This window comes from Sphingomonas sp., assembly GCF_042091075.1.
Classification (GTDB): domain Bacteria; phylum Pseudomonadota; class Alphaproteobacteria; order Sphingomonadales; family Sphingomonadaceae; genus Sphingomonas.
In genome coordinates this window covers 1-11,126 of sequence record NZ_JBELIE010000111.1, presented here as the reverse complement: position 1 = coordinate 11,126, position 11,126 = coordinate 1, and the positions used below count along the sequence as shown (strand labels likewise).

At 70.1% G+C, this 11,126-nt stretch carries 14 protein-coding genes, 1 tRNA gene and 1 pseudogene; 7 read left to right on the top strand and 9 right to left on the bottom strand.

The window, feature by feature from the left end:
* On the bottom strand, nucleotides 1-558 hold a 558-nt coding region (locus ACFDSW_RS11550), incomplete at its 3' end, for an Nramp family divalent metal transporter (RefSeq protein ID WP_375250438.1).
* 119 nt (nucleotides 559-677) lie between these two features.
* Here ACFDSW_RS11550 and ACFDSW_RS11545 point away from each other — a divergent pair.
* A complete protein-coding gene (locus tag ACFDSW_RS11545; RefSeq protein WP_375250437.1) occupies nucleotides 678-1,112 on the top strand; it encodes a DUF2147 domain-containing protein in 435 nt (144 codons plus the stop codon).
* Nucleotides 1,113-1,124: 12 nt separating this feature from the next.
* Here ACFDSW_RS11545 and ACFDSW_RS11540 read toward each other — a convergent pair whose 3' ends face one another.
* Together ACFDSW_RS11540 and ACFDSW_RS11535 are read right to left on the bottom strand one after the other, a co-directional pair.
* The gene (locus ACFDSW_RS11540; protein WP_375250436.1) at nucleotides 1,125-1,517 is read right to left on the bottom strand and encodes a BLUF domain-containing protein; all 393 of its coding nucleotides are present in this window, start codon (nucleotides 1,515-1,517) and stop codon (nucleotides 1,125-1,127) included.
* Between the two features lie 44 nt (nucleotides 1,518-1,561).
* Nucleotides 1,562-2,188, bottom strand: coding sequence for a DNA-3-methyladenine glycosylase family protein (locus ACFDSW_RS11535; RefSeq protein ID WP_375250435.1), 627 nt, complete (start codon nucleotides 2,186-2,188; stop codon nucleotides 1,562-1,564).
* A gap of 54 nt (nucleotides 2,189-2,242) precedes the next feature.
* Here ACFDSW_RS11535 and ACFDSW_RS11530 point away from each other — a divergent pair, with 54 nt between their 5' ends.
* Nucleotides 2,243-2,560: a 2Fe-2S iron-sulfur cluster-binding protein gene (locus tag ACFDSW_RS11530; protein ID WP_375250439.1), complete on the top strand. Its 318-nt coding sequence runs from the start codon at nucleotides 2,243-2,245 to the stop codon at nucleotides 2,558-2,560.
* 106 nt (nucleotides 2,561-2,666) lie between these two features.
* On the opposite strand, the gene rlmB is transcribed toward ACFDSW_RS11530, so the two are convergent.
* Nucleotides 2,667-3,410: a 23S rRNA (guanosine(2251)-2'-O)-methyltransferase RlmB gene (gene rlmB, locus ACFDSW_RS11525; RefSeq protein ID WP_375250434.1), complete on the bottom strand. Its 744-nt coding sequence runs from the start codon at nucleotides 3,408-3,410 to the stop codon at nucleotides 2,667-2,669.
* Nucleotides 3,411-3,608: 198 nt separating this feature from the next.
* Between rlmB and ACFDSW_RS11520 the strand changes: the two genes are divergently transcribed.
* Nucleotides 3,609-3,694, top strand: a tRNA-Tyr gene (locus tag ACFDSW_RS11520).
* Nucleotides 3,695-3,752: 58 nt separating this feature from the next.
* On the opposite strand, the gene ACFDSW_RS11515 is transcribed toward ACFDSW_RS11520, so the two are convergent.
* The 5 genes from ACFDSW_RS11515 to ACFDSW_RS11495 all read right to left on the bottom strand — a co-directional run bounded on the left by ACFDSW_RS11515 (nucleotide 3,753) and on the right by ACFDSW_RS11495 (nucleotide 8,798).
* Nucleotides 3,753-4,205 carry a hotdog fold thioesterase gene (locus ACFDSW_RS11515; RefSeq protein WP_375250433.1) on the bottom strand — a complete coding sequence of 151 codons (453 nt, stop codon included), beginning with the start codon at nucleotides 4,203-4,205 and terminating at the stop codon, nucleotides 3,753-3,755.
* Nucleotides 4,202-4,663 carry a vgr related protein gene (locus tag ACFDSW_RS11510; protein ID WP_375250432.1) on the bottom strand — a complete coding sequence of 154 codons (462 nt, stop codon included), beginning with the start codon at nucleotides 4,661-4,663 and terminating at the stop codon, nucleotides 4,202-4,204. Before ACFDSW_RS11510 ends, ACFDSW_RS11515 begins: the two co-directional genes overlap by 4 nt.
* Nucleotides 4,660-5,100 carry a copper chaperone PCu(A)C gene (locus tag ACFDSW_RS11505; protein WP_375250431.1) on the bottom strand — a complete coding sequence of 147 codons (441 nt, stop codon included), beginning with the start codon at nucleotides 5,098-5,100 and terminating at the stop codon, nucleotides 4,660-4,662. Before ACFDSW_RS11505 ends, ACFDSW_RS11510 begins: the two co-directional genes overlap by 4 nt.
* Nucleotides 5,101-5,192: 92 nt before the next feature.
* Nucleotides 5,193-7,613, bottom strand: coding sequence for an ATP-dependent helicase HrpB (hrpB, locus tag ACFDSW_RS11500; RefSeq protein ID WP_375250430.1), 2,421 nt, complete (start codon nucleotides 7,611-7,613; stop codon nucleotides 5,193-5,195).
* A 192-nt stretch (nucleotides 7,614-7,805) separates the two neighbouring features.
* Nucleotides 7,806-8,798, bottom strand: a complete 993-nt coding sequence (locus ACFDSW_RS11495) for an adenosine kinase (protein WP_375250429.1) — start codon at nucleotides 8,796-8,798, stop codon at nucleotides 7,806-7,808.
* Nucleotides 8,799-8,892: 94 nt separating this feature from the next.
* Between ACFDSW_RS11495 and ACFDSW_RS11490 the strand changes: the two genes are divergently transcribed.
* From ACFDSW_RS11490 to ACFDSW_RS11475, 4 genes and pseudogenes are all read left to right on the top strand, one after another.
* Nucleotides 8,893-9,561 carry an EI24 domain-containing protein gene (locus tag ACFDSW_RS11490; protein ID WP_375250428.1) on the top strand — a complete coding sequence of 223 codons (669 nt, stop codon included), beginning with the start codon at nucleotides 8,893-8,895 and terminating at the stop codon, nucleotides 9,559-9,561.
* Nucleotides 9,558-9,932, top strand: a complete 375-nt coding sequence (locus ACFDSW_RS11485) for a hypothetical protein (RefSeq protein WP_375250427.1) — start codon at nucleotides 9,558-9,560, stop codon at nucleotides 9,930-9,932. The genes ACFDSW_RS11490 and ACFDSW_RS11485 overlap by 4 nt, the downstream gene beginning before the upstream one ends.
* Complete coding sequence (locus ACFDSW_RS11480) at nucleotides 9,929-10,852, top strand: ABC transporter ATP-binding protein (protein ID WP_375250426.1); 924 nt, start codon at nucleotides 9,929-9,931, stop codon at nucleotides 10,850-10,852. Before ACFDSW_RS11485 ends, ACFDSW_RS11480 begins: the two co-directional genes overlap by 4 nt.
* Nucleotides 10,849-11,126: pseudogene (locus ACFDSW_RS11475) on the top strand (ABC transporter permease); the annotation flags it as partial. The gene ACFDSW_RS11480 and the pseudogene ACFDSW_RS11475, both read left to right, overlap by 4 nt.

The following is an 11,126-nucleotide window of genomic DNA, read 5'->3' as shown; positions in this document are numbered from 1 at the left end:
CGGGCGGGCCCAGAACAACTCGAACGCAAAACACCCCGCGATGATTAGCAGCAGCGCGGCGATGAACGCCTCGAGCCGCCGAAACCCGAAGCGTTGCAGCGCGAGGATCAGAAAGACGTCGAGCCCGGTGACGATCACGCCCCCCACCAGCGGCAGGCCGAACAGCAGTTTCAGCGCGATCGCGGTGCCCAGCACCTCCGCGAGATCGCAGGCGATGATCGCCACCTCCGCCAGCAACCAGAGCATATAGCCGGTCGCGCGCGAGGAGCGCTGGCGGCACGCCTGCGCCAGATCGAGGCCCGCCCCGATGCCCAGCCGCGCCGATAGCGATTGCAGCACGATCGCCATCAGGTTCGACAGCAGCACCACCGCCAGCAACGTATAGCCGAACGCCGAGCCGCCCGCGATATCGGTGGCCCAATTGCCCGGGTCCATATATCCGACCGCCACCAGCCAGCCCGGCCCGACGAACGCCCCCAGCTTCCGCCAGAATCCCGCGCCCTCCGGCACCGGGATCGAAGCGAACATCGGGTCGAGCGGACGGGCGCGTGCGGTCATCGCCCCCTGAATGCGGGAGCGGGGCGACGAGTTCAACCGTTTCCGTGGCAATAGGTGCGCGGCCGTACCTTCGCACATCGGCGTTGCGGCGATCGAAAAATTATCCCATGTTTTGCGCGATGTTACGCTTTGCCCGCTCTGCCCCGCTCGCGGCCGCCTCGTTTGCCGCCGCCGTTTTGCCGGCGATCCCCGCCCATGCCGCCGCCCCGATCGCGGGACGCTATCTGACGCAGGACGGGTCGGGAATCGTTCAGATCGGGCCGTGCGGGGGCTCGGTGTGCGGCCGGCTCGTGACAATCCTGAGAAGCACGCCCGGCGCGGCCAAGACGGATGTCAACAACAGCGATGCCGCGCTGCGCTCGCGACCGATCCTGGGCATGCCGATCCTGTCGAATTTCACCGACAGCGGAAAGGACTGGCGCGGCCAGATCTACGATCCGCGCAACGGCAAGACGTACAAGTCGATCGTCACCCGCAATGCCGACGGGTCACTCAACGTGAAGGGCTGTATCGCCTTCTTCTGCCAGACGCAGCGCTGGACCCCGGCCAGGTAACTGGCGGCCCGTTCAGCCCGGCACGAAGAACCGGCTGACGTCGGCATCGACTGCGTGCAGCAGCACGCTCAGCCGTCCGGCCGCGTCGTCGGGCGCCTCGTCCGGCAGCGCCGCCATCGTCCAGTCGCCGAATTGGCGATCGACGCACATATCGTCGCGCAGCACGCTGACCTCGGTATGACGCGGATCGCGCAGGATCCGGTCAAAGGTGCGCGCCACGCTGTCGGGCGGGCCTTCGAGCAATTGCAGATAACGATCGCCATCGGTCCACAAAATGCCCGTGATCCCGTCGATGCCATTGTTCGGCCGCGACTGGCGCAAGATCGCGTGGCAATCGTCACGGATATTGTCGCCCGTCGCGCGGCTGGCATACATCAGACGGCGGATACACGGCTCGGTCGGCATTCCGGTTAATTAATACGGCCCCTGCGCGGTGATAAGGGGTTGTTTTATACTGGTGCGGCATCAGGCCCGGCACCATAATGATGCCAGGTGAAGATCGCCGCCGCGCCGCGATACGGCCGCCATGCCTCCGCCAGCGCGCGCGTCTGTTTCTCGCTTGGACGTTCGGTATGCCCCAGGATACGCCCGGTTTCGATCTGCACCGCCAGATCGCCGGCGGGCCAGATATCGGGCCGCCCCTCCGCGAACAGCAGGTAGATTTCAGCGGACCAGCGCCCGATACCCTTCACGCGCGTCAAGGCGGCGATCGCGGCCTCATCGTCGTCGGGCAGGTTCGCCAGATCGAGCCGCCCGGTGGTCACTTCGTCGGCCAGGCTGCGCGCATAGCCGGCCTTCTGTCGCGAAAAGCCGCACGCGCGCAGATGCTCGTCGCTCAGCGCGGCTACCACCACCGGGTCGCCGGGATCGCCCAGCACCTCCAGCTTGCGCCACACCGCGTCGGCGGCCTTGACGCTCACCTGCTGCCCCAGGATCGTGCGCAGCAGCGTGGCGTAACCGCGCTCGCGAATCCGCGGCGCGGGATAGCCGACCCGCGCCAGCGCGGCGGCGAAGGCGGGTTCGCGCGCAGCCAGCGCATCGATCCCGGCATTCAGATCTTCGCTGCTTAGCCCCATTGCGCACCACGCACGCAAACGGCATGGGAAAGGCGGTTTATCGGAGAGAGCATGATGCCCAAGCTTATCGTCGTGACGCGTGAAGGGGAAGAACGCGAGATCGACGGCGACGCCGGCCTGTCGGTGATGGAGATCGTCCGTGACGCCGGGATTGACGAAATCCTGGCGCTGTGTGGTGGTTGCTGCAGCTGCGCCACCTGCCACATCCATGTCGACCCCGCCTTCGTCGACAAGCTGCCGCCGATGAGCGAGGATGAGAACGACCTGCTCGATTCCTCCAGCGATCGCGACGAAACCTCGCGCCTGTCGTGCCAGATCGACTTCGGCCCGGCGCTCGATGGCATGAAGATCCGCATCGCCGCCGAGGATTGAGCGCGCGGGCACCGGCCCGACCGCAGCATGATCCACACCCCCCGGCGCCGTGCCGGGGTGGGGCGGCGCGCGCATCGCCGCCGCGCCGGGGTCGATGTGCCGTCGTTCAGCGCGCCGCCACCGCGTACAGCGCGATCGCGGCGGCGTTCGACACGTTCAGGCTCTCCACCTTGCTGGAAATCGGCAGCTTGGCCAACTCGTCGCAATGCGCCTCGGTGTTCTGACGCATCCCCTCACCCTCGGCGCCCAGCACGATCGCGATCCGCTGCGATCCCATCGCCTGCGCCAGCGTCTGCGTCGCATGGCCGGTCAGCCCGATGCGCCAGAAACCCGCCTCCGCCATCTCCTCCAGCGCGCGCGCCAGATTGACGACGCGCACCCACGGCACCGTTTCCAGCGCGCCGCTGGCCGCGCGCGCCAATGCACCCGATTCGGGTGGCGAATGCCGGTCCTGGGTCACGATCCCCAGCGCATCGAACGCCGCGGCGGAGCGCAGGATCGCGCCGACATTGTGCGGGTCGGTCACCTGAACCAGCACGATCAGCGGACGCTGATCCGCCGCGCCCTGATCCAGCAGGTCGCCCAGCCACACATCCTCCAACGGATCGACTTCCGCCACCAGGCCCTGGTGCGGCGCGTCGCCGGGCACCAGCCGTCCGAGATCGGCGACATCGGCATAGACGATCGGCAGCATCGGCGGCAGATCGAGCGCCGCCAGCGCCTCGCGCGTGCCCCAGATCTTGCGCACGGTGCGTTCGGGGTTGGCGAGCGCGGCGATCACGGGGTGACGCCCCCACAGCCGCGGGCGGGCACCCTGCTGCTGGCTGGGACGGTGGCCACGACGCGCCATCAGCGCGATGCTCCGCGGCGGCGGACGGACGGAAGAGCGAACATGCCGCCGATATGCGTCGCGCAGACCGGCCACGCAACCACGCGATCGCCCAGCGCAGCAGCATCGCCACGCCCTGTAACAAAGCGACATTGGGCCGTTGACAGGGGCGACCCGGGCGGGCATTGGGCCCCCTCGCTTTTGGCAAGCGCCGCTCGTGGAAGGGTGGCCGAGTGGTTAAAGGCAGCAGACTGTAAATCTGCCCACGCAAGTGTACACTGGTTCGAATCCAGTCCCTTCCACCACCCTTCGCGCACGAAAGCGCTCGCGACGAGTGATCGTCGGCTGGTTCGTCGACGCTGCTCAGCCGCCGCTCACTCCTCCGCGTCCGACCGGGATGATCGCCGCCGTCATGCGAGCGATGCACACCAGCCGGCCATCCTCGTCCTCGATCCGGATCGACCACACCTGGCTCGTCCGTCCGCGCGCCTCGGCACGCGCCGTGGCATAGACATGGCCATCGCCGGCCGGGCGGATGTGATTGGCGTTGATCTCCATCCCCACCGCCGCCGATACCGCCGGATCGACCGACATCGCGGCCGCGATCGACGCGACCGTCTCCGCCAGCGCCACCGACGCGCCGCCGTGCAGGCGGCCATAGGGCTGCTTCGTCCGTTCGCTCACCGGCATGCGCGCCCGCAGCCAATCATCGCCCACCGCGACGAACTCGATCCCGAGGAAGCCCGCCATCGACTGCGCACCCAGGCGCGTCATCGCCGCCAGATCGGGTACCCCGCCGTGCCAGATCGTCGTCATTTCACGCCTCCGAAAGGTAGGATCGTATCATATACCGACAGCGCCGGTGCGCCGGGGACGCGCACGCCCCGCCGCAGCAGAAAGGCATGACGGACGATCTCCGCCTGTTGCTCGATGCCATAGCGCTCCAGCCGCCAGCCGGGCCGGATGCCGTAATGATAGCGGCAGAAAGGATGCCGGGCGAGCGGCAGGCATATGCCGCGCTGATGCTGCCAGATATGGCACATCTCGTGGATGAACAGGCCTTGCAGGTCGACAGCGGCGGATGCGAAATCATCGCGCCACAGGGTTCCGCGCGGATGAAAATGGATCGTGCCGCGCGGCGCCATCACCGTCTGCCGCGGCTGGAAGAACGCCCAGCGGGTCGGTGCCAGCGCCACCGCATCATAATCGATCGTCTCGCCATAGACCGACCGGGCGAGCGCGCGTTCGCCCTCGGTCAGCCCGCGCCGCGTCATTCGGGTGCCGCATCGCCGGCGGCGATCACGCGCGCGTTCACTTGCGCCACGGTGCCGTCGTCGAAGCGGAACGTCATCGGCAGCGTCGATCCAGCGGTCACCGTGGCGGGCACGCCGAACAACATCGCGTGATAGCCGCCCGGCGCGAGCTTCGCCGTGCCGTGCCGCGCCACCGGCACCCCGGAGACGGCGTCCATCGCCATCATATTGTTGCCGGTCATCCGGCTGGTGTGCAATTCGATCCGCGCGACGCCCGGGCTGGCGATCTGGGTCAGCTGCGCATCCTTCGCGCCGCCATGCAGAATGGCATAGGCCGCGGCGGGCCGTCCCGGCACCGCCGCCAGCCGCACCCAGGCATCGCCAACGGCCGGCGTGTTCACACCCTGGGAACAGCCGGCGATCAATAGCACGGCGGCGATCGTGGCGAAGCGGCGCATCGTCTCTCCTTCGATAAGGCCCCTGGATTAGGGAGCCGCGGCGACGGCGGCAACCGCCCCGTCATGCGGAGGGCGACCCGAACGACCGCGCGCTATCCGCGCCGCCGCGCGTCGGCGTTCTTGGTACGCAGCGTCGCGCTCGCGGCGGCGGGATCGTCGGGCCAGGGGTGGCGCGGATAGCGCCCACGCATCTCTCTGGCCACCGCCTGCCAGCTGCCATGCCAGAAACCGGGCAGGTCGCGTGTGGTCTGGATCGGGCGCCCGGCGGGCGAGGTCAGCGACAGAACCAGCGGCACGCGCCGTTCGCCCACCACCGGATGATCGGTGACGCCGAACACCGCCTGCACGCGCAGCTCGACGGTCGGCCCCGCCTCCGCGCCATAATCGATCGCATGCGTCGAACCCGCCGGGCTGGTGAAATGCGGCGGCGCGAGCCGGTCGATCTGTCGCAGCGCGTCCCAGCCGAGCAATTGCCGCAATGCCTCGATCAACTCCGCCGCCGGAATCGTATCGAGCCGGCGTCGGCGCGTCACCAGCGCCGGCAGCCATTCGTCGAGCCGAGCGATCAGCGTTGCCTCGTCAAGTGGCACGCCCGCAAAGGCCGCGCGCGTCCGCAGCGCCGCCGCTCCCTCGGGCCAGGGCAGCACGCCGGTGCCGTGCCGCCGCACGCCCTCCACCAGCGCGGCGGCGATCGCCTCCGGCGCGGCGTCGCTGTCCGGGCCACTCGACAGGCGGACCGCGCCCAGCCGGCGTTCGCGCAGCGCCTGCACCACGCCGGTCGCCGGATCGAACGTGGCGGTGCGCTGCGTGACGATCCGGTCGGCGAAGATCGCCTCGATCTCGTCCTGCGACAGCGACGCGGCGGACAGGATGCGCGCGCCCGCCGCCATGCCCTGGGTTTCCGCCACCGCCAGCCATTGCTGCGAGGCCAGCGGATCGCTGGCGTCCAGCCGGAAGCCGCGTCCCCCCGCCGATGCCCAGCGCTCCCCCCCGGCGTCCCGTCGCCGTGCGACCCGATCGGGGAAGCCGAGCGCCAGGCAGGCACCGATCGTCATCGCGCCGGCCGACGCACCGCCCAGCGTCGCCCAGCGCCGCGCCAGCCCCCGCGCGCTCTCCGCCCGCGCCGAACGATCGCCGCGCCAGCGCCGCCAGCGCGTCTCCAGATCGGTATCGGAACCGCCCAGCCCGCGTTCCTGCAACAGCACCGCGACCTCGGCCGCGAGGCGCTTGTCGGCCGCGAGCAGCAGCATATGCGCGAGGCGCGGCGCCATCGGCAACGCCGCCATCGCGCGGCCGTGGGCGGTCGGGCGGCCGTCCGCATCGATCGCGCCCAGCGTCGCCAGCCGCTGCCGCGCCTCCGCCACCGCCGCTTCGGGCGGGGGATCGATCCACGCCAGCTGACGGGGATCGCCGACGCCCCAGATCGCGGCGGCGAGGAACAGCGCGGACAGGTCCGCCTCCAGAATCTCGGGCGGGTCGAAGCGCGGCATGCCCGCGGTCGCCGCCGCTTCCCACAGGCGATAGGCCACCCCCGGCGCCTGTCGCGCGGCGCGCCCCGCGCGCTGGGTCGCCGCCGCCTGGCTCTCACGCTCGGTCACCAGCCGGGTCATCCCGGCGGCGCGATCATAGCGCGGGCGCCGCGCCAGCCCCGAATCGACGACGATGCGAATGCCGTCGAGCGTCAGGCTGGTTTCGGCGATCGATGTCGCCAGCACCAGCTTACGCGCCCCATCGGGCTCGGCACGGATCGCGGCGCGCTGCGCGGCGGGATCGAGGCTGCCGTGCAGTTGATGCACCCGCACGCCGGGCAGATCGCCCAGCCGCTCCGCGGTGCGCGCGATCTCCGCCACGCCCGGCAGGAACGCCAGCACGCCCCCGGTTTCCTCCGCCAGCGCGCGGCGGATCGCGCCCGCCATTGCCTCCTCAATCCGCGCCTCCGCCGCACGGCCGATGTGGCGCACATCGAGCGGATAGCTGCGCCCCTCGCTCTCGATCACCGGGGCGCCGCCCATCAACGCCGCGAAGCGCGCGCCATCGAGTGTCGCCGACATCGCCACCACGCGCAGATCAGGCCGCAGCGCGCCCTGCGCATCCAGCGCCAGCGCCAGCCCGAAGTCGCCGTCGAGGCTGCGTTCGTGCACCTCGTCGAACAGGATCGCGGACACGCCGGTCAGCTCTGGATCGTTCTGCAATCGAGCGGTCAGGATGCCCTCGGTCACCACCGTTATCCGCGTGGCGGAGGAGCGTTTGGTGTCGAGCCGCGTCGCATAGCCGAAGGTGCGCCCGACCGGCTCGTCGGCCAGCGCCGCCATCCGCTCGGCCGCCGCACGCGCGGCCAGCCGGCGTGGCGAGGTGACGAGCACTTCACCCGCGCACCATGGCTGGTCGAGCAGCGCGCGCGCGACCGCGGTCGTCTTTCCCGCACCCGGCGGCGCCACCAGTACCGCCGCCGCCCCGCCGCGCAACGCGGCGAGCAGATCGGGCAGGACGGCGTGGATCGGCAACATGCTCATCCCCCTCCGTCGCCGCTACGCGCGCCACGCGCAAGCTCGTCAGTGCCGCCAGCATGAACCTGCGGCCTGACAATGTTCGGACGGTGGAGTTCAGGCGGTGGATCGTGGCCACCGACCCGTCCGCCCCGTGAGCCCCCGTCCCGTGGCCACGGGATGGGTTCGGGGGCCGACGTGGCGGGGAAATAGGGTGAGCTACACCCCCGCGACCAGCGCCTTCAGGTCCGCGACCGGACGCGCGCCGAAATGCTGGATCACCTCGGCGGCGCAGATCGCGCCCAGCGTCAGCGACGCCTCCAGCGACTGACCGCGCGCCTGGCCATGCAGGAAACCGGCCGCGAACAGATCGCCCGCGCCGGTGGTGTCGACCACCTTGTCGATCGGCTGCGCGGCCACGCATACGCGCGCATCACCCGCGATCGCGCACGCCCCGCGCTCGCTCAACGTCACCACCACCAGCGGCACCTTGTGGCGCACCGCGTCGATCGCGGTTTCGACATCGGTCGTCTCGGTGAGCGACATGATCTCGGCCTCGTTCGCGAACAGCACGTCGATCAGCCCATGATCGATCAGGTCGTGGAACGCCGCACGATGACGGTCGATGACGAATTCCGCCGACAGCGTGAACGCAACCTTGCGCCCCGCGGCGCGGGCGACGTCGATCGCGACCCGCATCGCGGCGCGCGGTTCCTCCGGATCCCACAGATAGCCTTCAAGATACAGATAGCGCGCATCGGCGATCAGATCGCGGTCCAGCGCCCCCGCCGGCAGATAGTGCGACGCGCCGAGGAAGGTGTTCATCGTGCGCTGCCCATCGGGGGTGACGAAGATCAGGCAGCGCCCCGTCGTCGGCGCACCGGCGCGCGCGGGCGTGTCGAAGCGGATCCCGGCGGCGCGAATATCGTGCGCGAACACCTCACCCAACTGATCGTCGGCAACCTGCCCGATGAACGCGCAGGACGCACCCAGCGCGGCCATGCCCGCGATCGTGTTCGCCGCGGAGCCGCCCGACACCTCCTGCCCGGGGCCCATCCTGGCATACAGCGCGTCGGCTTCCTCCGGCGAAAAGACCAGCGCCATCGCGCCCTTGGTCATGCCATTGTCAGCGATGAAGTCGTCGGTGGCGGGGGCAAGGATATCGACGATGGCATTGCCGATCGCGACGACGTCGTAACGGGGTTCGGACAAGGGACTGGCACCTCAAGGATCAATCGGTTGCCTCCGCGTAGATGGGCGTTCCCGCTTGCGCAACCGTGCCCGCTACCGCATCGCTGATCCCCGGATGGTCACAGCGTTTTTCCTTTCCCTGGGGCAATTGGGCGACCCGTCGGTGCGCGGCGTGCTGTTACGGTCGCTGACGATCACGCTGGCGATCTTCGTGCTGGCCGGCGCGGCGCTGTGGTGGGGAATCGATCGCGCGCTCGCCGGCTGGACTTGGCATGGCGCGCTGGCGGGCGTGGCGGCGACGCTGGCGACCGTGCTTGCGCTGTGGCTGCTCTTTCGCGCCGTCGCGATGCTGGTGGTCGGGCTGTTCGCCGATACGATCGTCGCGGCGGTGGAGGCACGCCATTATCCCGATCGCCTGCGCACCGCCCGCGCGGTGCCGCTCCATCGCAGCGTGGCGATGGGCCTAGGATCGGCGGCGCGGTTCGTGATCGCCAATCTGATCGCCGCGCCGGTCTATCTGTTGTTATTACCCACGGGGGTGGGAACGCCGATCGCCTTCTTTATCGTCAACGCATGGCTGCTCGGCCGCGATCTGGGCGACATGGTGGCAACGCGCCACCTTGACCGCGCGGCGTTGCCGGACTGGCGGCGTGCGACCGCCGGACGCCGTTTCGCGCTGGGGCTGATCGGGACCGGCTTGTTCGTCGTGCCGCTCGTCAATATCCTGGCGCCGATCATCGGTGCGGCCATGGCGACGCATCTTTTCCATGGGACTGAACGATGAAGCCGCTGCCGCCGCTTGCCGTGCTGACGATGACGCTGGCGCTGGGCGCCTGCGCCACCACCGTCCCCGCCGCGCGCCCCGCCGCGCCGGTGCCGATCCCGCTGCCGACGGCGGGGTTGCAGGCGGTGATGGGGCAGGACGCCGCCGCGCTGGTCCGCGCCTTCGGCCAGCCCGACGCCGACGTGCGGGAGGGCAGCGCGCGCAAGCTGCAATTCTCCAGCGCGATCTGCGTGCTGGACGCCTATCTCTACCCCGCGAAGGACGGCGCCGAGCCGCGTGCCACCTGGATCGATGCGCGGCAGCGGGACGGCAGCACCATCGACCGCGCCAGCTGCGCCGCCGCGCTCAGCCGGCGCGGGGGCGGCAAGTGAGCGATCCGGCGGTCGCCGCGCAAGGCCTGGTGAAGCGTTACGGCGCACGGCGCGTCGTCGACGGAATCGACCTGGTGGTGCCGGCGGGCGCCATCTATGGAGTGCTCGGTCCGAACGGCGCGGGCAAGACCACGACGCTCCGCATGCTGCTCGGCATCATCGAACCAGACGCCGGCCAACGCACGCTGCTGGGCGCCGCGCATCCGCGCGACGCCGGCGACCGGGTGGGCTACCTGCCGGAGGAACGTGGCCTGTATCCGGCGATGACCGCTCGTGAGGCGATCGCCTTCATGGGCGCGCTGCGCGGGCTGGACTGGCGCACCGGCCGCGCCCGCGCGGTGACGATGCTGGAGGCGGCGGGGCTATCGCATGCCGCCGACCAGAAGATCCGCAAACTGTCGAAGGGCATGGCACAGATCGTCCAATTGCTCGGCGCGATCGTGCACGAACCCGATCTGCTCGTGCTCGACGAGCCGTTTTCGGGTCTCGACCCGGTCAATCAGGAGCGGTTGGAAGGACTGATCCTGGCGGAGCGGGATCGCGGCGCGACCGTGCTGTTCTCGACCCATGTCATGGCGCATGCGCAGCGACTGTGCGACCGGCTGGCGATCATCGCCGGCGGGCGGCGCCGCTTCGAGGGCACGGTGGACGAAGCACGTGGCCTGTTGCCGCAGCAGGTATTCTACCTGCCCACCCGCCCCGACGCCGGCGTCGCGGCGGTGCTGCCCGGCGATGCGCACGCCGACGGCGACGGCTGGCGCTTCACCCTTCCGCCCGACGGAATCGAAACGGTGCTGACGCGCGTGCTCGCCGCCGGCTACGGGATCGCGGCGCTCTCGATCGAGCGGCCGGGGCTGCACGAAGCGTTCGTGCGGATCGTCGGGGAGGCCGCCGCCAACGCGCAGGAGCAAGCGGCATGACGCGCATCGGCCGCCAGTGGCGACAGACGCTGACGATCGCGCGGCGCGATTTCACCGCCACCGTCTTCACGCCGATCTTCCTGCTGTTCCTGTTCGCCCCGCTGATCATGGCGTCGTTCGGCTCGATCGGCGCGCTGGGCGCGGCCAATGTCGCAGACGGCGGACGCGGGCAGCAGGTGACCGCCGCGATCGTCGTCGCGGACGAAGCCACCGCGCTGCACGGCGTGGTCGAACGCTGGCGGCGGCTGCGCCCCGATCCCAGATCGGAAGAGCG

What these genes read in the sequence shown, in the direction of transcription:
- ACFDSW_RS11545 (WP_375250437.1), top strand. Translation starts at nt 678, where the DNA reads ATGTTACGCTTTGCCCGCTCTGCCCCGCTCGCGGCCGCCTCGTTTGCC.
- ACFDSW_RS11540 (WP_375250436.1), bottom strand. Translation starts at nt 1,517, where the DNA reads ATGCCGACCGAGCCGTGTATCCGCCGTCTGATGTATGCCAGCCGCGCG.
- ACFDSW_RS11535 (WP_375250435.1), bottom strand. Translation starts at nt 2,188, where the DNA reads ATGGGGCTAAGCAGCGAAGATCTGAATGCCGGGATCGATGCGCTGGCT.
- ACFDSW_RS11530 (WP_375250439.1), top strand. Translation starts at nt 2,243, where the DNA reads ATGCCCAAGCTTATCGTCGTGACGCGTGAAGGGGAAGAACGCGAGATC.
- rlmB (WP_375250434.1), bottom strand. Translation starts at nt 3,410, where the DNA reads ATGGCGCGTCGTGGCCACCGTCCCAGCCAGCAGCAGGGTGCCCGCCCG.
- ACFDSW_RS11515 (WP_375250433.1), bottom strand. Translation starts at nt 4,205, where the DNA reads ATGACGACGATCTGGCACGGCGGGGTACCCGATCTGGCGGCGATGACG.
- ACFDSW_RS11510 (WP_375250432.1), bottom strand. Translation starts at nt 4,663, where the DNA reads ATGACGCGGCGCGGGCTGACCGAGGGCGAACGCGCGCTCGCCCGGTCG.
- ACFDSW_RS11505 (WP_375250431.1), bottom strand. Translation starts at nt 5,100, where the DNA reads ATGCGCCGCTTCGCCACGATCGCCGCCGTGCTATTGATCGCCGGCTGT.
- hrpB (WP_375250430.1), bottom strand. Translation starts at nt 7,613, where the DNA reads ATGAGCATGTTGCCGATCCACGCCGTCCTGCCCGATCTGCTCGCCGCG.
- ACFDSW_RS11490 (WP_375250428.1), top strand. Translation starts at nt 8,893, where the DNA reads ATGGTCACAGCGTTTTTCCTTTCCCTGGGGCAATTGGGCGACCCGTCG.
- ACFDSW_RS11485 (WP_375250427.1), top strand. Translation starts at nt 9,558, where the DNA reads ATGAAGCCGCTGCCGCCGCTTGCCGTGCTGACGATGACGCTGGCGCTG.